This is a genomic window from Serratia sp. DD3 (genome assembly GCF_000496755.2).
The window spans coordinates 1-20,189 of the sequence record NZ_AYKS02000093.1 but is presented as its reverse complement, the minus strand read 5'-3'; the positions used below and the strand labels follow the sequence as shown (position 1 = coordinate 20,189).

At 51.1% G+C, this 20,189-nt stretch carries 13 protein-coding genes and 1 tRNA gene; 6 read left to right on the top strand and 8 right to left on the bottom strand.

Annotated elements, in window-relative coordinates; all coding sequences use genetic code 11:
* Positions 1-5 precede the first annotated feature (5 nt).
* Genes IO95_RS18900 through IO95_RS18890 form a run of 3 tightly spaced genes read right to left on the bottom strand, consistent with a single transcriptional unit; the run spans position 6 to position 2,865 of the window.
* The gene (locus tag IO95_RS18900) at positions 6-788 is read right to left on the bottom strand and encodes an STM4013/SEN3800 family hydrolase (protein WP_023489841.1); all 783 of its coding nucleotides are present in this window, start codon (positions 786-788) and stop codon (positions 6-8) included.
* Positions 788-1,936: an STM4014 family protein gene (locus IO95_RS18895; RefSeq protein ID WP_023489842.1), complete on the bottom strand. Its 1,149-nt coding sequence runs from the start codon at positions 1,934-1,936 to the stop codon at positions 788-790. Before IO95_RS18895 ends, IO95_RS18900 begins: the two co-directional genes overlap by 1 nt.
* Before the next feature lie 8 nt (positions 1,937-1,944).
* Entirely contained in the window at positions 1,945-2,865 is a 921-nt protein-coding gene (locus tag IO95_RS18890) for an STM4015 family protein (RefSeq protein WP_023489843.1), read from the bottom strand.
* Between the two features lie 580 nt (positions 2,866-3,445).
* Here IO95_RS18890 and IO95_RS18885 point away from each other — a divergent pair.
* On the top strand, positions 3,446-4,201 hold the full coding sequence (locus IO95_RS18885; protein WP_037386583.1) for a hypothetical protein: 756 nt from the start codon (positions 3,446-3,448) through the stop codon (positions 4,199-4,201).
* A 109-nt stretch (positions 4,202-4,310) separates the two neighbouring features.
* On the opposite strand, the gene rtcR is transcribed toward IO95_RS18885, so the two are convergent.
* Positions 4,311-5,897 carry an RNA repair transcriptional activator RtcR gene (rtcR, locus tag IO95_RS18880; protein WP_023491861.1) on the bottom strand — a complete coding sequence of 529 codons (1,587 nt, stop codon included), beginning with the start codon at positions 5,895-5,897 and terminating at the stop codon, positions 4,311-4,313.
* A gap of 291 nt (positions 5,898-6,188) precedes the next feature.
* Between rtcR and IO95_RS18875 the strand changes: the two genes are divergently transcribed.
* Together IO95_RS18875 and IO95_RS18870 are read left to right on the top strand one after the other, a co-directional pair.
* A complete protein-coding gene (locus IO95_RS18875; protein ID WP_023490342.1) occupies positions 6,189-7,424 on the top strand; it encodes an RtcB family protein in 1,236 nt (411 codons plus the stop codon).
* 4 nt (positions 7,425-7,428) lie between these two features.
* On the top strand, positions 7,429-8,220 hold the full coding sequence (locus IO95_RS18870; RefSeq protein WP_023490343.1) for a nucleotidyltransferase domain-containing protein: 792 nt from the start codon (positions 7,429-7,431) through the stop codon (positions 8,218-8,220).
* A 110-nt stretch (positions 8,221-8,330) separates the two neighbouring features.
* Here IO95_RS18870 and IO95_RS23640 read toward each other — a convergent pair whose 3' ends face one another.
* Complete coding sequence (locus IO95_RS23640; RefSeq protein WP_023490344.1) at positions 8,331-11,351, bottom strand: autotransporter outer membrane beta-barrel domain-containing protein; 3,021 nt, start codon at positions 11,349-11,351, stop codon at positions 8,331-8,333.
* Positions 11,352-11,864: 513 nt separating this feature from the next.
* Here IO95_RS23640 and IO95_RS18860 point away from each other — a divergent pair.
* Entirely contained in the window at positions 11,865-12,785 is a 921-nt protein-coding gene (locus IO95_RS18860) for a L,D-transpeptidase family protein (RefSeq protein ID WP_023490345.1), read from the top strand.
* A gap of 246 nt (positions 12,786-13,031) precedes the next feature.
* Here the strand turns inward: IO95_RS18860 and IO95_RS18855 are convergent, their stop codons facing one another.
* Complete coding sequence (locus tag IO95_RS18855) at positions 13,032-13,748, bottom strand: GntR family transcriptional regulator (protein WP_023490346.1); 717 nt, start codon at positions 13,746-13,748, stop codon at positions 13,032-13,034.
* A 258-nt stretch (positions 13,749-14,006) separates the two neighbouring features.
* Here IO95_RS18855 and mngA point away from each other — a divergent pair, with 258 nt between their 5' ends.
* Together mngA and mngB are read left to right on the top strand one after the other, a co-directional pair.
* Complete coding sequence (gene mngA / locus IO95_RS18850; protein ID WP_023490347.1) at positions 14,007-15,932, top strand: PTS 2-O-a-mannosyl-D-glycerate transporter subunit IIABC; 1,926 nt, start codon at positions 14,007-14,009, stop codon at positions 15,930-15,932.
* Positions 15,933-15,980: 48 nt separating this feature from the next.
* Positions 15,981-18,635, top strand: a complete 2,655-nt coding sequence (gene mngB, locus IO95_RS18845; protein ID WP_023490348.1) for a mannosylglycerate hydrolase — start codon at positions 15,981-15,983, stop codon at positions 18,633-18,635.
* Positions 18,636-18,700: 65 nt separating this feature from the next.
* On the opposite strand, the gene ampH is transcribed toward mngB, so the two are convergent.
* Both ampH and IO95_RS18835 read right to left on the bottom strand, forming a co-directional pair.
* Positions 18,701-19,813, bottom strand: a complete 1,113-nt coding sequence (ampH, locus tag IO95_RS18840; RefSeq protein ID WP_235186792.1) for a D-alanyl-D-alanine-carboxypeptidase/endopeptidase AmpH — start codon at positions 19,811-19,813, stop codon at positions 18,701-18,703.
* Between the two features lie 288 nt (positions 19,814-20,101).
* Positions 20,102-20,188: transfer RNA gene (locus tag IO95_RS18835), tRNA-Leu, on the bottom strand.
* Position 20,189: the final 1 nt, after the last annotated feature.

Sequence of the window (20,189 nt, the reverse complement as noted above, 5' to 3'; positions counted from 1 at the left end):
ATATCCTACAAAATAAACTGTGCATAGGGCACTTCCCACACCGTGGGATGAGCCAGACGATGGCCGAAGAATCCATCTTCGCCAAATGCCTCACCGTGATCAGCACATAGGATCACCAGCGTGGGGCGGCGTAGTGCCATGGTGGCGAACAACCGGCCCAGATGAGCATCGGCATAGGACAATGCTGCTCTTTGCGTAGCCAACGAATCCCGCGTGACATCACTAAAGATATGCGTCGGTTTATGGGTCGCACTGACATTGATAAATAACAGCAGGGGCTGGTGCGGTGGTAGCGTCTGGAGAACGTTTAACGCCTTGCTGACCTGCCGTTGGGTCGATTGACGGCTACTGGGGCCCATTCCAGGGTTCCAGTAAGCCTCCTGAAATAGCGCTGGGAATTGGGTGCCAAGCGGTGGACGCATATTAAAGAAACCCACACCACCAATACAAACGGTATGGTAGCCACGCGAGCTCAAGGCCGCCGGTAAGTCTGCTTCATCAAAAGTGAAGGTCGTTGCATGGGTGGTTGTTGACCCAGAAAATTGCGCTGCAAATAAGCGGTGATGTTTACCCGGCTCACAGGGGGTCGGTAAGAACCCGGCAAAAAAGGCTTGGTGAGACGGGTAGGTAAAGGTGCCTGGAGCATGACGCTTCTGCCAACCCTGAGCGGGTAAATAACGGCTGATCGCCGGGGTTTCTCCAGCATGATGGGCCTGCTGTGCGACATCAAACCTCAAACTATCAAGCGTGATGAACAGGATGTCGTGGCTACCGATAAGGTCTTTCATTACAGCGGTTCCTGCAGCGCCAACAGTTGAGTGGCATAGGTATCCAGCCCACGGTATAGCACTTGGCGGTGATAGTCACCGAAGGCATTAGCCTCTAACAACACCGCCTGCCCGGAAGTGGTGATTAAGATGTCCAGGCCAGCATAGAGTGCGCCAGGAAAACAAGCGGCTCCTCGTTCAGCCAGAGTCAACACCTCGCGATAGCGCTCTTCACCCAAACGGGCGATTAACTGGTCAAGATTACCGCGCTCCCCCCCCAGGTGCAGATTGGTCATACAACCACGCCCTAGCCTGACCAGCGTGTGCGTTGCCTTACCGGCGGTGACCACCACACGGAGATCCATGGCTTGGTTTTCCATGCCCATCTTGGGTAGCCAACGTTCAATCTGCAACGGATGGTGGCGCAGTAAACCGTCTATTAAACCTGCTACTTGGCGCTCATCCCGATAGTGGCGTTGTTTGCGGGAGTTATACAACCTGAGTTCCCCGGCGACGCTTTCCATATAAACGGTCGTTGATGCCAGTAGCCCTTTCCGCCCGACCTGCAGGGCGACGGTACCAGAAGCGCTGCTGCCATGAGCCAGTTTGATAAAGACTCTGCGGCAGCCACTCGCTACCATATTGCTGCGCAACTGCTCATAACTGTCACATTCCGCCAACGCTTTAGGCACCGGGAGGCCCGCTTGAACAAAACGTTGTTGTGTCACCCGCTTATCAAACATCGCCAAGACCTGATCCGGTTGCCAGGTAAATTGACCAGGGAAGTGCGCGATGGGCGGTAAACGATGGTGCAGAAAGCGGCCAAAACCACGATACCACTGCCGAGTCGGCATCAACCGCCCCTGTTCCAGATCCAACGCCGCAAGCTGAGCTATCGATAAATCCCCCTGATCCTGCGTCCCCAACGCGAGCAATAAGCGCTCGGTTGCCAGGTCTTCCCCTGGCGAGTCCAACCGCAAAATGACATTGGGTTCCCATTGGCGTGCCAGTGCAGCACCATCCTGCATGACCTGCGCATAACTGATCACTCGCGCAGCCGGCCAGTTTAGCCTGGAGAGGGTATTTTGCAGTGCAGTGACTCGTCGGCTGCCAGGTGGTGCTATCACCACCACCTGACGCGGAGTTAACCTGGAACTCGGAGACAACATAAGGTGGGTTACTCACCGATGGCGACAAAGCGCCAGTCATCTTCTTCATCTTCCTGTTCGGAAACGTCTACAACCATGCCCAACCCTTTCAGTTGAGCCATCATCTCGTCGTCTAAATAGTGGCGATGCAAATCGAGTTTTTTCAAATGACGGAGTGCATCTGCTGCTTGGCACAATGCCTTTCCTCCCTCATTACTGAGTGTCCCCAATGAGAGATCCAATACTTCCAACTGCGGCAAAATGGCCGACTTGACCACAGCCATGGCAATTTGATCTTGATCTTCAGCGTTGCGCAGACCGAGGTAGCGCAAGGCGGGCAGATTGTTGCCTTGGTAAAGTTCCGCCAGATCATCTTGTTGATAGCTGGCACCGTACTCATCGGTACCTAAATAGAGTTCTAAATGTATCAGGTTAGATAATTTGGCTTGGGCAATCTGGCGCACGGTCTCCCCACTTAATCCTCCACTTTGAACCACCAAATGGGTCAGATTATTGGCGCGCAGATCTGAAAATACCAGTTCGATGCCGCCACGGACGGTGAAGTGGGTCAGGGCGGGGTAGGCATTCATCAGTGGGCTGACATCGGTATTGTGCAACCAACTGACTTCACACTCTTCAACCGTGATATCACCGAAAAACAGCGCGCGCAGATGAGGGAGATGTGCTGCTGCTTTTATCAGGGCGTCGGCGGCAGTTGACGAGTTTTCTTCATAGGACTCTGGGCTCCACTGCCCAACCACTAGAGCCTGGGTCTGGTTAGCCAGTGGGTCGCTCAGATACTGTTGGAGTTTATCCGCAAAGCTAAGGGGGTCATCATACTCAAGACCAATACGGTAGGCCGTATTATGCAGATTTTTCAAGGGCTGGCCCGGTTCCCAGGCGACTACTTTATAGCCAGCGAATTCTTCCTGATGCTCATAAAATGCCATTTTACCTTCCTCCATTCGGGCCGTCGTCATTAAGCGTTGATAACGGCAATCCACACATTGGGTTGAACTAGACGCGACTAGCAGCGTTCATGCATCCTGACTGACCGCTTAATGCTTAGAGAACTGATGGTACAATAACCAGAGAATGCCAACAACTGGCGGAAACATAAGGCAAAGTAGCGACCTATAAAGATCGCCGTTCATTAAGAATCGTCTTAACTGACCTGCTTCAATCGCTAGTGTCAATAGAGTGCGGCTTCGTTTCATGTTCCATTAATGGAGCCTATCAGATTTGAAGGGTCTATTTATGGAACAAAATAATTTTTGCCATTGAACCAAGGAATTTTTATTTTTCTATAAATAGTACATAGTGATAAGTAATGCTCTATTAATAAAACAAAGAGGCATGTAATGGCCAAACCATCTACTCGCACCTACTCTCGCTATAGTCGCGATGCCGCACGACTATTAGGGTTGATGCTTTGAACTGCTGGCGATAGTAGAACAGGGTATCCCTTTAGTGGTCAGAATTACGGCGATAGTTAAATATTTTTAATTTTCTAATGACAGGGAGTTCGATGTGAACAAATTTGCCAAATCAGTCTGGCTTGGTTTGATACTTAATATCATTTTTTTCGTTATTGCATGGTTTATCGCGACATCTCTGCCATATGATCAGCTTGATTACTCAATGCGTGATTTGGTTGATATGATGTCAATTTTGGTTATTCCGTTTGGGATAGCCGTTGTTATACAAATCATCAGTTTAATTTTACTGCTTAAACTACCAAAGTTTGGGTTGGCGCTGGCGTCTATCAGTTCGCTTATCATGCTACCTATTAGTATGCTTTTTTTCATTGGCTATAGTTTCAGCTATGAAAAACAGGTGAATAGTGCGTTGACTCCCTTCAACCAAAATGACCGCAACAAGCTGGTAAATGAGTTGAATTTTAAAACATCTTCATTTTTGGTCCGTGGGATTGTACTGGTCGTGATCGGGGTTATCCTCTGCCTTATCTTACCCCCCAAGGCACCGGGCTTTTTGCTGATTAGCGTGGGAATATTATTGCTGTATCAAGCTGTGCGTTTAAAAAATCATATTATGATTGGTCTGCTGCATGACAACCTAGCGATTACACTGACACAGTTTTCAGACACCTACCTTATTCCGCTACGTGATGTCACGTTAATTAAAGAAAACAAACAGATAGTTAAATTGCATATCAAGAGTGCTGGCATAGATAGAAAATGTATCTTAGCGAAGGGATGGATTGAAGAAGAAAACTACCAGGTGGCACTTGCCGATATCTTAACGAAATTAGCTAGACAGCCATAAAGCCAGCATTAACGTGGTTATCTTGCTGGCGGTATGCGGGCATATGCCCGTGATTTTTCTCGGTTGATGAATTGGTTACCGCCAGCTTGTGGTGAGAATGAACTTGGGGCTATCTGTGAACATCATCCCAGCTCAAGCCAAAACGGGCCAGATATTTACGTAAGCGGTCGGCATCATTCGGGTGCTTTTTTTGTTGGCGCGAAACAGCGAATAGTTGCCGTCCGGCGTCTGACAGCGAAGTGGCAGTACGGCATACCTGCAATACGGTTGCCAACTGGCTTTGCTCAAACAGGTCGATAGGGGTTAGCTCGACAGGGAGTGATGGGGTCGGAAGTGATGCGGTGTTGCTCTCTTGCCACTGTAATTTCAACCGGTTGATTTCTTCTTCCACCAATGACCGAGTGATGCGGCCCTGTTCTGCCAGGGTTGCCATCCGGGTGATGGAACAACCCAGCTCACGGAAGTTGCCGTGCCAGGGGGCCTGCGGAGAACGGGCAAATGCCAGATAATGCTGTCGTGCCTCTTGGTCAAAACGAACCTGGGTCTGGTTGCTACGTGCAAAACGCTGTAGTTCATAATCGATATTGGGCTCGATGTCTTCACGGCGCTCCGCTAGCCCGGGCAAGACGAAAGTCCACATGTTAATACGGGCATATAAGTCTTCACGGAAACGCCCTTGGGCAATCCAGTCGCGCAGATTGCGATGGGTGCCAGCGATCAATTGAAAATCGCTGCTGACCTCCTGATCAGAACCGAAAGGGAAAAACTTCTTCTCTTCAATCGCTTTCAAGAGCATTGCTTGCTCGTCCAGCCCGAGCTCGGCAATTTCATCAAGAAACAACATGCCACCGTTGGCCTCACGCAATAGGCCGGCTCGGGCTTGCAAGGCCCCGGTAAATGCCCCTTTGACATGGCCGAATAGGGTCGACATGGCATTATCGCCACGCAACGTTGCGCAGTTCACCGCGACAAAACGTCCGGTGATTAAATGGCGTGAGTAGCGTAGTTGATAGATACGTTCTGCCAGAAAGGACTTACCGGCACCGGTAGGGCCGTTAAGTAGCAAGGGCGCATTAGAACGTAGGGCCACCCGTTCTATCTGGTCAATCAGCGCATTAAACGTGCTGTTCCGTGTTTCAATGCCGGATTTCAGAAATGACACTGAGCGCTGTTGTTCATGCAAGAAACGGCTGGTAAGGGTTGCGTAGCGGCTAAGATCCAGGTCGATGACTGAATAAAGCCCCGGCGGGGAGACCGGCTCGGTTTTTTCACCTGGGGCGGTTTGCAGCAGTTTTGCGGGTAAATAGCGCGCCTCCGTCAGCAGAAACCAGCATATTTGTACCACGTGAGTACCGGTGGTGATATGTACCAGATAGTCTTCATTTTCAGTATCAAATGGGTAGCGGTTTGCAAAGTCGAGAAAGGCGCTATAGACCTCTTCAAAATCCCAAGGGTCTTGCAGTGCCACTGGTTGTAATACCACTTGCGTGGTTGGCGAGACTGCGATGATATCTTCCGCGACCTGTTGCGCCATCCCTTTGTCTCGGGGTTGATGCAATAGTTCCAGGCGGTCGATGGGGAGGTCAGGTTGTTGGCATACACCGACGGTTGGGCGCCATTTTTTCCAACGGTTCTCTCGTTTACCGCGCCTATCCAGTGTGGTTCCCAGCACACCAATCACAACTCTGCGTTTCATTTTATCCCTTAAGATAAATTATTATCCTTAAGGATAAGATATACCTTTGTGGTTATGGGTTCCAGTTACCAACAATAGATTTTTTATTTATTAAATATCAATACATTAAAGTTATTATCACTGTTTTACTCGAAATTGGCACGTCTTTCGCTATATCTATACCAGTTCATTCAAGTTGATGTTCAGTAATGATAGGTTCGGCTGAAAGCTTCAATGTATCAAGCAACGAGAGTGACTTTATGTTCCCGCAACTAATGTGAAGATCGGGAATGATGATATCAAAGAGAAAAGATGACTAACGCTATGAAAAATAACTATCAATTAATCGCGCCAGTTAACAGTGCTCCAATAAAAATGTGGACACAAGGTGTACCCGTTGAGCCTGAAGCACGTGAGCAATTGCTGAATACGGCAAAAATGCCCTTTATTTTTAAACATCTGGCGGTGATGCCGGATGTGCACTTAGGGAAAGGTTCGACCATTGGCAGTGTGATCCCGACTCGTGGGGCTATTATCCCTGCGGCGGTGGGGGTGGATATTGGTTGCGGCATGATTGCGGTACGGACTTCCTTGGTCGCCGCCGACCTGCCGGATAATCTGGCAGGCTTGCGTAGTGCCATTGAACAGGCGGTTCCTCATGGTCGCTCGTCAACGCGCAGTAAAAGAGATAAAGGTGCCTGGGGGGAACCGCCAGCAACCGTCAATAAATATTGGGCGACATTAGCCCCGCGCTTTAAGCGCTTGACCGATAAATACCCACAGTTGCTGAAGACTAACAACCATCTGCATTTGGGAACCCTGGGAACCGGTAACCACTTTATTGAAGTTTGCCTGGATGAAGCTCAGCAGGTGTGGGTGATGTTGCATAGCGGCTCTCGTGGTGTGGGGAATGCCATTGGTTCGCTGTTTATCACTCTGGCTCAACAGGATATGCAGCAACATATCGCTAACTTGCCGGATCGTAATCTGGCCTACTTTGCCGAAGGTAGCGCGCATTTTGAGGATTACATGGAAGCAGTGGGTTGGGCGCAGGACTTTGCCCGCCATAACCGGGAAGTGATGATGGAACATGTACTGGCGGTGTTGTCGCGGACCATAACCAAGCCGTTTACCACACAGCAGGAAGCGGTGAACTGCCATCATAACTATGTGCAGCGTGAGACACACTTTGGTGAGTCGGTCTGGGTAACGCGTAAAGGCGCGGTATCGGCGCAAGCGGGGCAGATGGGGATTATCCCCGGTTCGATGGGGGCGAAAAGTTTCATTGTGCGCGGGTTGGGTAACGAAGAGAGCTTCTGTTCCTGCAGCCATGGAGCGGGGCGCGTAATGAGCCGTACTGCCGCGAAAAAGCGTTTTACTGTGGCTGATCAGATCCAGGCGACAGCCCATGTGGAATGCCGTAAAGACCATGAGGTGATTGATGAGATCCCCATGGCTTACAAAAATATCGATGCCGTGATGGCGGCACAATCTTCCTTGGTGGAAGTGGTTCATACCCTGCGGCAAGTGGTGTGCGTGAAAGGATAAGAATATGGAAGAGCAATTAAATGGTGTTAGCAGTGCCATGCGTGAAAAAGTCAGGCAGGTACTGCGCGACGTTGAGCAACGTTACCAGGTGCGGGTGCTGTATGCCTGCGAGTCTGGTAGCCGGGGCTGGGGATTCGCTTCCCCAGACAGTGATTACGATGTGCGTTTTTTGTATGTTCATCAGCCGCAATGGTATCTGCGCGTAGAACCACAGCGGGATGTGATAGAGCTGCCCATCGATCAGGAACTGGATGTTTGTGGCTGGGAGTGGCGTAAGACCTTAGGTTTGTTGAAACGCGGTAACCCGACGTTGATCGAGTGGCTGGATTCACCGGTGGTCTATCAAGAGAGTCAAGAGAGTGTGGCGGCATTGCGCAGCCAGGTCCCACAGTGGTTTTCTGCCCAGCGGGCACGTTGGCACTATTTGTCGATGGCTCGGAAAAACTTCCGTGGTTATCTACAAGGGGAGCAAGTACGGCTAAAAAAATATTTTTACGTATTGCGCCCACTCTTGGCGGTGCGTTGGATAGAAGCTGGCAAGGGGGTACCACCGATGCGTTTTGACCAGCTATTGGCTGGAACCGTCGATGAACCTCGGCTGTTGGCGGAAATCCATCAGTTGCTGCAGTCGAAGCAGCGTGCGGGTGAAGCGGAATATGGCCCGCGCAGGGAGAGGATACATGGGTTTATTGCCAAGGAACTGGCAGCGGATGTCAGGCAGCAAGCGTTACCGGACAGCCTGGCGGACAGCGACCGTGAACTCGATGAGTTGCTTTATCGTACTGTAATGAGTTAATCAGCCCGGGGAAAAGGTATTTAATCGATTTTCCGGGAACTTGAGTATCACCCAAAAAGCGTAATTGCACCGCCTCTTCCTGCGAAGATGCGGTGCGGAAGGCTTAACTATCAGAAATGCCAGGTAAAGCCAGCATTAACCCGGTTGTCCTGGTGGCTTGACGATACCAGGCCACCATAGCCCAGCGAGAGTGTCGCATTGTTGCCAACGGCGACTTCGGCGTTGGCTTTCACTACCGCAGCATCACGGGATACCGGCACGCTATTGTTAACAAATGGCACGCTGCTACCGCTGAACATCAGCCCAATGCCACGATCACTATCACCATACTGGTGTTGCCAGCCCAACTCACCACGTAGGGTAACCGCTTGCAGCTGGGTATCTGCACGCATGCCGAGTGTTGAGGCGGTGGCATCAGTATGCTGTTTATCGCCGTGTAACGCGGCTGCGCCGCCATTTTCGGCAATACCGTTATTTTGGTAGTTGATATAGGCCAGGTTGGCGAAAGGTTCCAGCTTCACGGTACTCGCCTGGATGCTGTAGCCTGCTTCGGCAAACAGTTGCTGAGTGCGAGCACTGTAATTGGCACTCGGGTTATCAAACTGAGTAGCGTAATTCACGTTGCGTGAGGTCTCGATACGGTGCCAGGTGTAGGTGCTGCCCGCACGCAATGCCAGGTTATCAAGCTGCTTGCCGCCGTAAACCCCCAGATGGTAGTTGTCGCTGGTGGCATTGGAACCGTAGCCGCCGTCGAGTGAGGTACGGGTATAACCACTGGTCACCCCAAGCTGCCATTGTTGTGCCAAGGTGGAGTCCAACCCCATCAGGATGCCATAAGTGGATGCCTGATAGCCCGTCGCATTTGTGTCACCAGAGGCGTGATCCCATGCCCCGAGGAATTGTGCCCAAGCTCCCCCTTCATTCACCTTAATGTCTGGTGAGTGGGTAAGCCCTTCACTTTGGCGCAAGCGTTCATTCAAGGCATCCCGCAGGTAACGGCTGTCATTGATCTGGGCTGAGGCCATATCCGCATGAATTTGCCCGGATAAACGGCGATAGGCCTGTTGTGCTTCCCAGGCGCTTTGACTGGTCAGGATGCTTTCATAAACTGGGTTGCCTGCTGGCAAGGTATCCGCAGCAGTAGCCAGCGCCCGCTGGTTTGGCGTTAATGCCATATCCGCGAAGGCGGTCGTGTTGCGGCCCACGTTCAAGGTGACCTGGGTAGGTTGATAGTTAAGCGTGGTCCCCAGGAACAGATAGTCAGGTTGTACGGTATCGAACTGACCCTGAACCCCAAGCTGTGCGCTTAAAATGGTGTATTGGTGACCCAGCAGACTGTGGACCTCATTTTGGCTAAGCAGGTTGCCACTGTGTTCGAGCGAGACCAGCACATCCGCACCGTTTAGTATGGCCATACCCTGGCTTTGGATTTGGTCACTGCGGCCATCAGTGGCAATTTCTACCGCATAGCGAGCCCCCGGCTGGAAGGTGACATTATTGGCTACCTGCAAAGTGCCAATGGAATTACCGGGGGCGATAATGGCACCGGATTGCGCGGTTAATGCGCCAACCGTACCCGAACCACCCAGCAAAGCTCCATTATCAACCGTGACCGCAGAGTTCCCATAGTAACCATTGATGATCAGCGCACCACCTGCCACCGTCGTCGAGCCGGAGAAACTATTATTACCGGTGAATTCGAGTACCCCTGAACCGTTTTTGACAAAGTTACCGTTACCGGCAATATCATTGGCCCAAACATCATAGGCGCTGAACCCGCCTTGGTTGGCATCCATATTCACCGTGATATTACCGTTAAAGGCACCGTAACCATCCGCGGCATCGTAGAGATTAATCCTGGCCCAACCGGAGCCATCATCAAGAGCATGACCGGATTCTATCTCGGTGGTGGCCAGCACATCGCGCCGCTGTTCAGCGGTGAGGTAAGGGAAACGGCTGGCAATTAGCACCTCAGCTCCCTCTGGTACCACTGGGGCAAGGTCGGTTGGGCCTATCACTGCCAAGCCGTAAGTCATACGGTAACGATAATCGGCTTTGTTTTGCGCAGCTACAGCCTGGCGTTGTGCTTGGTCTGCGGCGGAGCATTCGGCAAAGGTGCTCTGACAACCCTGTTCCAACAGGCTGCGTAAATCAGTTTGAGCTGCTTGCATCAACCCTTGGAAATCAGTGCTGGTGACCATCGGGGCCCCGAGAATGCTGGCAATATTTTGCCCCAAATAATCAGGGTTGTTGTTCAGTATTTGTGCTAATGCGTAGGTGGTCATGATCCGTGCGCCAATCACATCCAATGCATAGTGGGCACCCAGTACCATACGGCTATTGCCATATTCCGAACCCCGTAACAGGAATTCCTGGAAGCGCTCTGGCACCATTTCAGCAAACAGCAACGTACTGGCAAAACCAAAGGCGGCGTGCCCACTCGGAAACGCCGCATTGCTTTTAAGCGTGGGGATGATGGCTACTGCCGAGTCGGTTTCAACGCCGAAGAAATCAGGCGCACTGAACGTGTCGATGCTATCGGGGGCGACCTGGACAGGGCGAGAGTTGCCAATGGTATTACGGTTGGCATCAGAAGGATGGTAAGCCAAGTCATAAACATTATAGACCCCACCGGCGGGCAGACTAATGCCCGTGGCGAGCTGAGCGGGTTTACCATTGGCACTGCCATTGGCATAGTAGTTTTTGGCAAAGCTGGAATCGACCTGAATGAGCGCATTAACTTGTGAGAATAGCGCTTCGAAATTCTTCGAGAAGGTGGTAGCGGTATAATTAGTGGCATTGATGCTGTTAGCGGAAGCGAAAGTGCCATACATCTTTGGGCCAAGGGCATTTGCCACCAGTAAACCGTTGCTGATTGAGCCAATCAGTGCCGCAATAGTGTTATCGGCAATGGCTCTGGCACGCACAGCATCAGAGGCGTTGTTATTGGTGGCGATTGACGTATTGAGGTTGTCATTTAATACCGTCTGCCCTGCCGTGCTGTTATTCAGCAGGCTGAACCCCGAGATCAACTCTGTTGCTTGTATAGTCCTGGCTTCAATGGCCCAAGCCGTGTTGAGCGAAAGCAGTATGGCGATAGACAGTGCAGATAGTGCTGTTTTTTTTGACATTATGGGTCATCCCTAATAGCCCGATAGATTGGCGGGCTCATTAATTAACAGCTTTTGATGACATTTTTATGACGCGAGCAAGTCGGTGAAAGTGGCGTGATGGCGACAATTGCTCTTTATTAGCGTTGAATCAAGAGGGGAAATGGGCGGGTTCAGTGTTGTACCGCCATGGTTTTTGAGTAACAACCCTTAACAAAGGCGATGTGGGGAGAAACAATTCTCGGTAGTGGCGCTATTGGGCGCCAAAAAAGAGGGGAATTTACGCGAGTAATATTTCCCTCTTGCTACCAAGTGCACATATAATGCGAGTCCGGTCACATTTGATCGGAGACGACATATACTCGTTGTCTTTCAAGCTGCAGGGAAGCTGGCTTTCCTCTGTTATTTGGCTTATCCATCCCCCAATCGGGGGTACCGTTACCACGGTGACAAGGGTAGTATTCTGGCCTCAACTTGAAAGAACCCGTGTATAGACTTTTAATAGCTAACATGGCCACCACTCTAATTACGAAGATGAAAATGAGCATTCGCGCGTTATTAACCCTGTTTACTGCCCTGACTGTGTTCAGCCAGGCAGCATCCGCTGTTGTATACCCGTTACCCGCCAAGGGAAGCCGCCTGATCGGCGAGAATATTGAAATTACGATTCCTGCAGATAGCAAACTGCCGCTGGAGAGCTTCGCGGCTGAGTATCAGATGGGGTTTAGTAATATGCTGGAAGCGAACCCAGGGGTTGATCCCTTTTTGCCAAAGCCTGGTAGTAAGCTGTTGATTCCACAGCAATTGCTGCTACCGGATACCCCTAGAGAAGGCATTATTATCAACAGCGCGGAAATGCGCCTGTATTACTTTCCTAAAGGCAGCAATACCGTCGTAGTATTACCGATAGGTATTGGTCAGTTGGGTACAGATACCCCGAAGGATTGGGTGACCACGGTACAGCGCAAGAAAGCAGGGCCAACCTGGACGCCAACCGCGAAAATGCGCGCAGAGTATGCGGCTGAAGGTGAGATCCTGCCTGCTGTCGTCCCGGCGGGTCCAGACAACCCGATGGGCTTGCATGCACTGTATATTGGCCGTTTGTATGCCATCCACGGCACTAACGCCAACTTTGGTATTGGCTTACGCGTAAGCCACGGTTGTGTACGTTTGAGATCTGACGATATCAAATACTTATTTAACAAGGTGCCGGTAGGTACCCGCGTGCAGTTTATCAATGAACCGATAAAAGTGTCTGTGGAGCCAGATGGCTCACGCTACGTGGAAGTACATAACCCGTTATCGGCTAACGAAGAACAGATTAAGTCGAAAGATCCTGTCCCGCTGACGATTACAGCCCTTGTGGAGAAAGTATTGACGGATCCGGCTGTCAACCAAAGCGAAGTCGACACTGCGATGAAAGCGCGCTTGGGTATGCCAGTTAAAGTGAACTGATATTAAAGGGTGACCCTTTGGGCTGAGGGGATTAGACCTTGGTTCATCCGTGTTGCTGTTTGGTAGGGCAGACCTTTGTGTCTGCCCTGATTACACCAACCAAAGTGCAGCTGTTCAATAAAATGGGAGATGGCAAATCATTACAACAGCCATCCTGCTTTGGCTTATAGATTAATGGTACGTATATTCAATTTTGGCACACCCAGTAATATTTTGGCACACCCAGCAATAAGAGAAGCTACGCTGTTAGCGCCCACGTTTTGCCACTAGCGTAAATTTGTAATCATCACTCTTAAAGAAGTTGCGGCTGAATTCGAACACGGTGCCGTCGTCAAGAAAGCCAGTAGATACTTTCTCCAGGATCGGTTTTTGTGGGTCAATGCCGAGGGCGTTAACCACATCTTCACTGGGCATAACGGGAATAATCTCCTGCTCACTACGCTCAATCACCCGCTTTTTCACCTGCTCAATGTAATGGTATTTTGATTTTTCCATCACTTCGTAACTGAGGTCGGGGAAGAGTGCCAGCGGCATCCAGGTTTCTTCCAGTGTGACTGGTTTTTGTTTGATATAGCGCACTCGCTTGACGTAATACACTTTGTCTTCGGTGGTTAAACGTAGCGCTTCGGCGATGGTTGGGCTGGCTTTTGCCACTTCAAAGGCGAGTACTTCGCTGTGAGTTTCCACATTACGGTCAGCCAACTTTTCATAAAAACTGGTGAGCTGGTAGATGTCGTAATTGACCTTTTCTTCTTTTACATACCAGCCACTACCCTGAATACTTTCAATTACTTGCTCTTCAGTGAGTAATTTCAACGCCTGGCGCACCGTGACTCGGCTAACCCCATATTGTTCACGCATCTGGGCTTCCGTCGGCAGTGCTGCACCGGGTTGCAGTTCACCATCAGCAACTTGTTTACGCAGGGTATCGGCAATCTGGCGATAGATGGGTTTTTTACTCACAGCGCGGGTATCCCTGGGGTTGTGTGACGATCTGCCTGCATTCTAGCTTTCGTGAGCGGATAAAAAAACAGATAACACCATAATTTGTGCAGTTGTTATCATTTCACTCCAAGTTATATGATACAAATATAATACAAAAATCGCGTTGATTTGAAATAGATCACATAATGGTATTATAACAATGATTATCATAGAGCCATATTTTGCCGAGGGAACGGCCTCGGCACCTGAGTGAAGATAACCAATCTGAGGATAACGATGAACCTGAGCAGCCTGACCCATCCCAGTCTGATAAACCTGCAAACGGTATTTGCGGGACGTGATCAGGCTATCCAGCAACTTGCTGATCAATTGGCAGCACAAGGCAAGTTGTATGATAAAGACGCTTTCCTACAAGCGGTATTGGCGCGTGAAGCACAAGGCCCCACTGCACTGGGTGAAGGCTTGGCGGTACCGCACGGCAAAAGCAAGGCGGTAAAAGAAGCCGCATTTGCTGTTGCCACACTGAAAGAACCACTGCAATGGGAAGGGATTGATGGCCCGGAAAGCGTCAACCTGATCTTTCTGTTGGCGATCCCTGAAGATCAAGCCGGTTCCACCCATATGCAGTTATTGACCAGCCTGACGACCGCGCTGGTGGATGATGATGTGCGTGAAGCGGTGCTGCAAGCGACAACCCCAGAGCAGTTGCTGGCTTTGTTGGCGGGCGGTGCCCCGGAAGCAGAAGAGCAACCGCAAGATCAGTCTCGGCCAACCGTGGTGTGCGTCACTGCCTGCCCAGCGGGTATCGCCCACACCTATATGGCAGCGGAATATCTTGAGAAAGCCGGGCGCAAACTGGGCATCAATGTCTATGTTGAGAAACAAGGTGCCAATGGTATCGAAGGGCGGTTGACCGCTGAACAACTCAATCAGGCCACAGCCTGCGTATTTGCCGCCGAAGTGGCGATTAAAGAAGTAGAACGTTTTAACGGTATTCCGCGTATTGAAACGCCAGTGGCGGAACCGATTAAACATGCTGAACGTATTTTACAGCAGGCGTTGGCTGCTGGTGAACAGGCTAAAGATGCCCCTCGGGTTCAGCAAAGCGCAGCACCAGTAAAGAAACTCAGCGTTAAGACTGAACTGAAACAGGCTTTGTTGAGCGGCATCTCGTTTGCGGTGCCGCTGATCGTTGCCGGGGGTACCGTGTTGGCGGTGTCAGTATTACTGGCACAAATGCTCGGCCTGCAACATCTGTTCGACCAAGAGAACTCCTGGCTGTGGATGTACCGCAAATTGGGCGGTGGCATGCTGGGGATCTTGATGGTGCCGGTGCTGTCGGCTTATACCGCCTATTCATTGGCGGATAAACCGGCATTAGGACCGGGTTTTGCCGCCGGGTTAGCCGCCAACATGATCGGTTCCGGTTTCCTCGGTGGTGTGGTGGGGGGCCTGATTGCCGGTTACTTGATGCGTTGGGTGAAGAACCATGTGCGCCTTAGCCCTAACTTTAATGGCTTCCTGACATTTTACCTGTATCCGGTGATCGGCACCTTAGTGGCAGGTAGCCTGATGCTGTTTGTGATTGGTCAACCGGTAGCTTGGCTGAACAACAGCCTGACCGCTTGGCTCAATAGCTTGTCGGGTGCCAATGCGTTGGTGCTGGGGGCTATTCTTGGCTTTATGTGTTCCTTTGATCTGGGTGGCCCAGTAAATAAAGCCGCCTATGCGTTCTGCCTGGGGGCAATGGCTAATGGTGTGTTCGGCCCCTATGCGATTTTTGGCGCAGTCAAGATGGTTTCCGCTTTCACTGTGACTGCTTCTACTCTGCTGGCCCCACGTCTGTTCCAACAGTTTGAAATTGAGACCGGGAAATCCACCTGGCTGCTCGGCCTGGCCGGGATCACCGAAGGGGCGATCCCAATGGCGATTGAAGATCCACTGCGGGTGATTGGTTCCTTCCTGGCGGGTTCAATGGTCACGGGGGCGATTGTTGGTGGAATGGGCATTGGCTTATCAACGCCGGGCGCCGGGATCTTCTCGTTATTCTTATTGCATGACAATGGCCTGGGGGGCTTGCTGTCAGCAGCCATTTGGTTTGGGGCGGCACTGATTGGCACGGTGATCTCCACGCTGGTGCTGATCTTCTGGCGGCGCCATGCGCTGCAGCAAGGCAAATACACCATTGTTAAAGCTGAGTAATTTTTTTTAGCGCCGTAAAAGCGGCGCTTGCTTATTTAGGAATTGAACATGAAACCTGTATCACGCGTACATATTACACCGCATATGCATTGGGATCGTGAGTGGTATTTCACCACCGAGGAGTCACGTATCCTGCTGATTAACAACATGGAAGAGATCTTGGCCCGGCTGGAAAGTGACCCAGAGTATCGTTTCTATGTGCTGGATGGTCAAACGGCAGTGCTGGAGGATTATTTCGCCATCAAGCCAGAAAACCGTGAGCGGGTGAAAGCACTGGTGCAGGCAGGTAAACTGATTATCGGCCCGTGGTATAGCCAAACCGATACCATGGTGGTGTCGGGGGAATCCATTGTCCGTAACCTGATGTATGGCATGCGTGATTGCCTGGCGTTTGGTGAGCCGATGAAGATTGGCTATCTGCCAGATTCTTTCAGTATGTCTTCGCAGTTACCGCATATTTTCAATGGCTTTGGTATTACCCGCGCCATGTTCTGGCGCGGCTGTTCCGAACGCCATGGCACCGATAAGACTGAGTTTTTTTGGCAGAGCAACGATGGCAGTGAAGTGGCGGCACAAGTATTGCCATTAGGTTATGCCATTGGTAAATACCTGCCAGAAGATGAAGCCGGGTTGCGTAAACGGTTGGATAGCTATTTCAACGTATTGGAAAACGCCTCAGTCACCAAAGATATTCTGCTGCCTAACGGCCACGATCAGATGCCACTGCAGCAGAACATTTTCCAGGTAATGGCTAAATTGCGCGAGATTTACCCGCAGCGCGAGTTTGTGATGAGCCGTTTTGAGCAGGTATTCGAGCAGATTGAAGCTAGCCGTGAACGTTTGGCGACATTAAAAGGCGAGTTCAACGACGGCAAGTATATGCGTGTACACCGCACTATTTCGTCGACCCGTATGGATATCAAGATTGCTCATGCCGAGATTGAGAACAAAATCGTCAATATCCTCGAGCCATTGGCTGCTATCGCCTGGTCGTTGGGTTTTGAATACCATCACGGTCTGTTGGAAAAAATGTGGAAAGAGATCCTGAAAAACCATGCCCACGACAGTATTGGTTGTTGCTGTAGTGACAAGGTACACCAGGAGATTATGACGCGGTTTATCTTGGCGGATGATATGGCCGAGAACCTGGTCCGCTTCTATATGCGCAAGATTGTCGACAATATGCCGGTACAGCATGGTGATGCACCCGGGTCGGTGGCAGATAAACTGACCTTCTTTAACTTGTTGCCTTATGCGCGTAGTGAGGTGATCAACACCACGATCCGCATTCGCGCCCAGCAATTCTCGCTGCTTGATGAGCAAGGGCAACCGGTGGAGTATTTTATCCGTGCCGCGCGGGAGATTGACCCGGGGTTGGTGGATCGCCAGATTGTGCACTACGGCAACTATGACCCGTTTATGGAGTACGACATCCAGTTGTATCAGCCACTGCCAGCGATGGGCTATTGCACCTTGCATATTCACGCTAACCAAGCGGGTAAACAGCGCCAGCCATCGGTAGCGGCAGCAGAATGCCTGGAAAACGCCTATTACCGTATTGGGCTCAATGCCAATGGCACCCTGGATATTGAAGATAAACAGACCGGTTGCCGTTATCAGCAGGTGCTACAACTGGAAGAAGGTTCTGACGATGGCGATGAGTATGACTATTCACCTTCCCGTCAGGAGTGGTTGATCTATTCAACTGAAAGCGCCGTCACCACCGCTATCAAGCATGAAGCCTGGCAGAGTAGCATTACACTGGCGCTACGTATGGCACTGCCGGTTAATTTGCAACAGCGGGCAGAACGCCGTTGTGACGGTTACCTTGATGTACATTGTGAAGTGACGTTGGCGCATAACAGCCGCCGGATCGACATCGAAATGTGGTTAGATAACCAAGCCGATGATCACCGTGTCCGTGTGCTGATCCCGACGCCATTTGCCAGCCAGACGGTATTGGCGGATAACCAATTTGGTACCATTACCCGCCCGGTGGATGATCCTGCGATGGCCCATTGGCAGCAAGAGGGCTGGAAGGAAGCGCCGATCCCGGTATGGCAATTGATGAACTTTGCGGCACTGCATGATACACAGCACGGGCTAGCGTTGTTTACTGAAGGACTACGTGAGTTTGAGATTATCGGTGAACGCCGCGATACCTTTGCCTTAACCCTGTTCCGTTCGGTAGGGGTGCTGGGTAAGGAAGAGTTGCTGCTACGCCCTGGGCGTCCTTCCGGCATTAAACTGCCAACGCCAGACTCACAAATGCGTGGCAAATTGCATTGTCGCTTTAGCCTGTTTAGCTTTGCGGGCGACCCCCATCAGGCGGGCGTGATGCAACAGGCCCGGGCCTATGTGACGCCGGTTCGTTGTTACAACAAACTGCCGTTTGATGCGATGAAACTGAATCTGGCTAATTTCCGCACACCACTGCATTTTAGCCTGCTGTCGATGGCAGAATCTGGCCCGGTGTTGAGTGTGTTGAAGAAAGCTGAAGATGCTGAAGCTCTGATTATCCGCGTGTACAACCCGGCGGAACAAGGCACGCTCAGCGGGCAGTTAACCACCACACGGCCATTAACCGAGTGGGTGGAAACAGCGATGGATGAACAACCGCTATCGCAGCAGCATGCGGCTAAAGGGGAATTCACTCAACTAGCTCCGTGCCAGTCGAAGACCTTCCGTTTTCGTTGTCAGTGATCTGAGTTATCAAGAGATATCAGCAATGGGCACACCCGTGGTGTGCCCATGTTGGGCAACTTATTTCAACCCTGGTTAGCCGCTAAATCTGCCACCAACTGATTAACCGGGTCACTCATATTGGTGAACTTACTCAATTCTGAACGGGTCACCACCACGAATACGCCGATATTTTTCTGCGGTATCATCGCCATATAGGTGATAAACCCACCGCCACCACCTGTTTTCTGAATGATCCCCGGCAGGCCTGCTTGAGGTGCCATATAAACCCAACCCAAACCCAGGGCCGATGCTTCACCGGGAACGTCCATACCCTTCACGGTAACCAAATTCTGGCGTTGGAAGTACATGGTTTGTTCACTGGCAGCGGTGGGCTTGCGTGGCCCGGTGACGTTAGAAGAAAGAAATTGCTGCATCCAGCGCTGCATATCACGCGGGGTGGAGTAAACGCCACCACTGCCAGCTGCGGCTCTGGTATCCCGGCAGGTGCTGGGATTGACCGCGGCCACCATCAAGCGTGAGCACTGTTCAGCGGTCGGGGTTAATGTGGTATCCACCATCCCCAAGGGGGTAGTGATTTTTTCACGCAGCAGGGCGTTGTAGGGCTTGCCTGCAGCACGAGAGAGCGCATCCGCCAGTAGGTCGTAAGCCAGGTTAGAATAGGCCGCGTGAGTCCCGGGCGGTGTGGTGATCTTGGCATGTGCCAGCCACTGCCAGCGCTGTGCTTTGGTTGGCCAGGTAAAGACCGGTGTCTTTGGTGGCTTTTTCCCCGGTTGTTCACGGGGCAATCCACTGGTATGGCTAGCTAAATTCAGCAAAGTTATCGGCTGAGAGGGGCTGTAAGCGGGAACATAAGCCCCTTTAGGCGCATATTTACGCAGAGGGTCGGTCAGTTTGACTTTACCTTCCGCCGCCATTTTAACCATCACTTCGCTGGTCATCAGCTTGGTGATGGAGGCAATGCGGATCAGCGAGTCGGGCTGCGGGCGTTGATTGTTACCCGGTTTGGTGCTGCCAAAACTGCGGTTCACCACTTGATTATTGTCGATCACTACCAGCGACATACCGATTGCGCCGCTGTTGAAGAACATATGTTCAGCATATTTGTCGACAATCTGCGAGGTCAGTTGTGAGTTGCTGGCTTGGCTAACCCATGGGGTACATAACCCCAGCAACAGCGATAAGGTGGAGAGTGAAGTCTTCAACGATCATTGTCCATATAAAATAGTATTGGGAATTTTTGCGCTCGATGCGTCGCTTGTATACGGTCAACTCATCAAGTTAATGAGCTAAGTGTAATGCGCTATCGCCGTGATGGCATGTGCAAAACGCGAGGAATAGTAAAAGTTTTTTATAGTTGAGGAAAAAATAGCCAAGCGCAGTTAAAAGTGACAAATGCCATCAGAGCCAGTCAGCTTTTTTAATCGATTAAACCGGGAGGAACAACAAGAAGAGAACCCATCAAGTGGTGCGAAGAGAGGGACTTGAACCCTCACGTCCGTAAGAACACTAACACCTGAAGCTAGCGCGTCTACCAATTCCGCCACCTTCGCA

Excerpts from the sequence above, each read along its gene's own strand:
- mngB (WP_023490348.1), top strand. The coding sequence starts at position 15,981 with ATGAAACCTGTATCACGCGTACATATTACACCGCATATGCATTGGGAT.
- IO95_RS18860 (WP_023490345.1), top strand. The coding sequence starts at position 11,865 with ATGAAAATGAGCATTCGCGCGTTATTAACCCTGTTTACTGCCCTGACT.
- rtcR (WP_023491861.1), bottom strand. The coding sequence starts at position 5,897 with ATGAAACGCAGAGTTGTGATTGGTGTGCTGGGAACCACACTGGATAGG.
- IO95_RS18900 (WP_023489841.1), bottom strand. The coding sequence starts at position 788 with ATGAAAGACCTTATCGGTAGCCACGACATCCTGTTCATCACGCTTGAT.
- mngA (WP_023490347.1), top strand. The coding sequence starts at position 14,007 with ATGAACCTGAGCAGCCTGACCCATCCCAGTCTGATAAACCTGCAAACG.
- IO95_RS18875 (WP_023490342.1), top strand. The coding sequence starts at position 6,189 with ATGACTAACGCTATGAAAAATAACTATCAATTAATCGCGCCAGTTAAC.
- IO95_RS23640 (WP_023490344.1), bottom strand. The coding sequence starts at position 11,351 with ATGTCAAAAAAAACAGCACTATCTGCACTGTCTATCGCCATACTGCTT.
- IO95_RS18870 (WP_023490343.1), top strand. The coding sequence starts at position 7,429 with ATGGAAGAGCAATTAAATGGTGTTAGCAGTGCCATGCGTGAAAAAGTC.
- IO95_RS18890 (WP_023489843.1), bottom strand. The coding sequence starts at position 2,865 with ATGGCATTTTATGAGCATCAGGAAGAATTCGCTGGCTATAAAGTAGTC.
- IO95_RS18895 (WP_023489842.1), bottom strand. The coding sequence starts at position 1,936 with ATGTTGTCTCCGAGTTCCAGGTTAACTCCGCGTCAGGTGGTGGTGATA.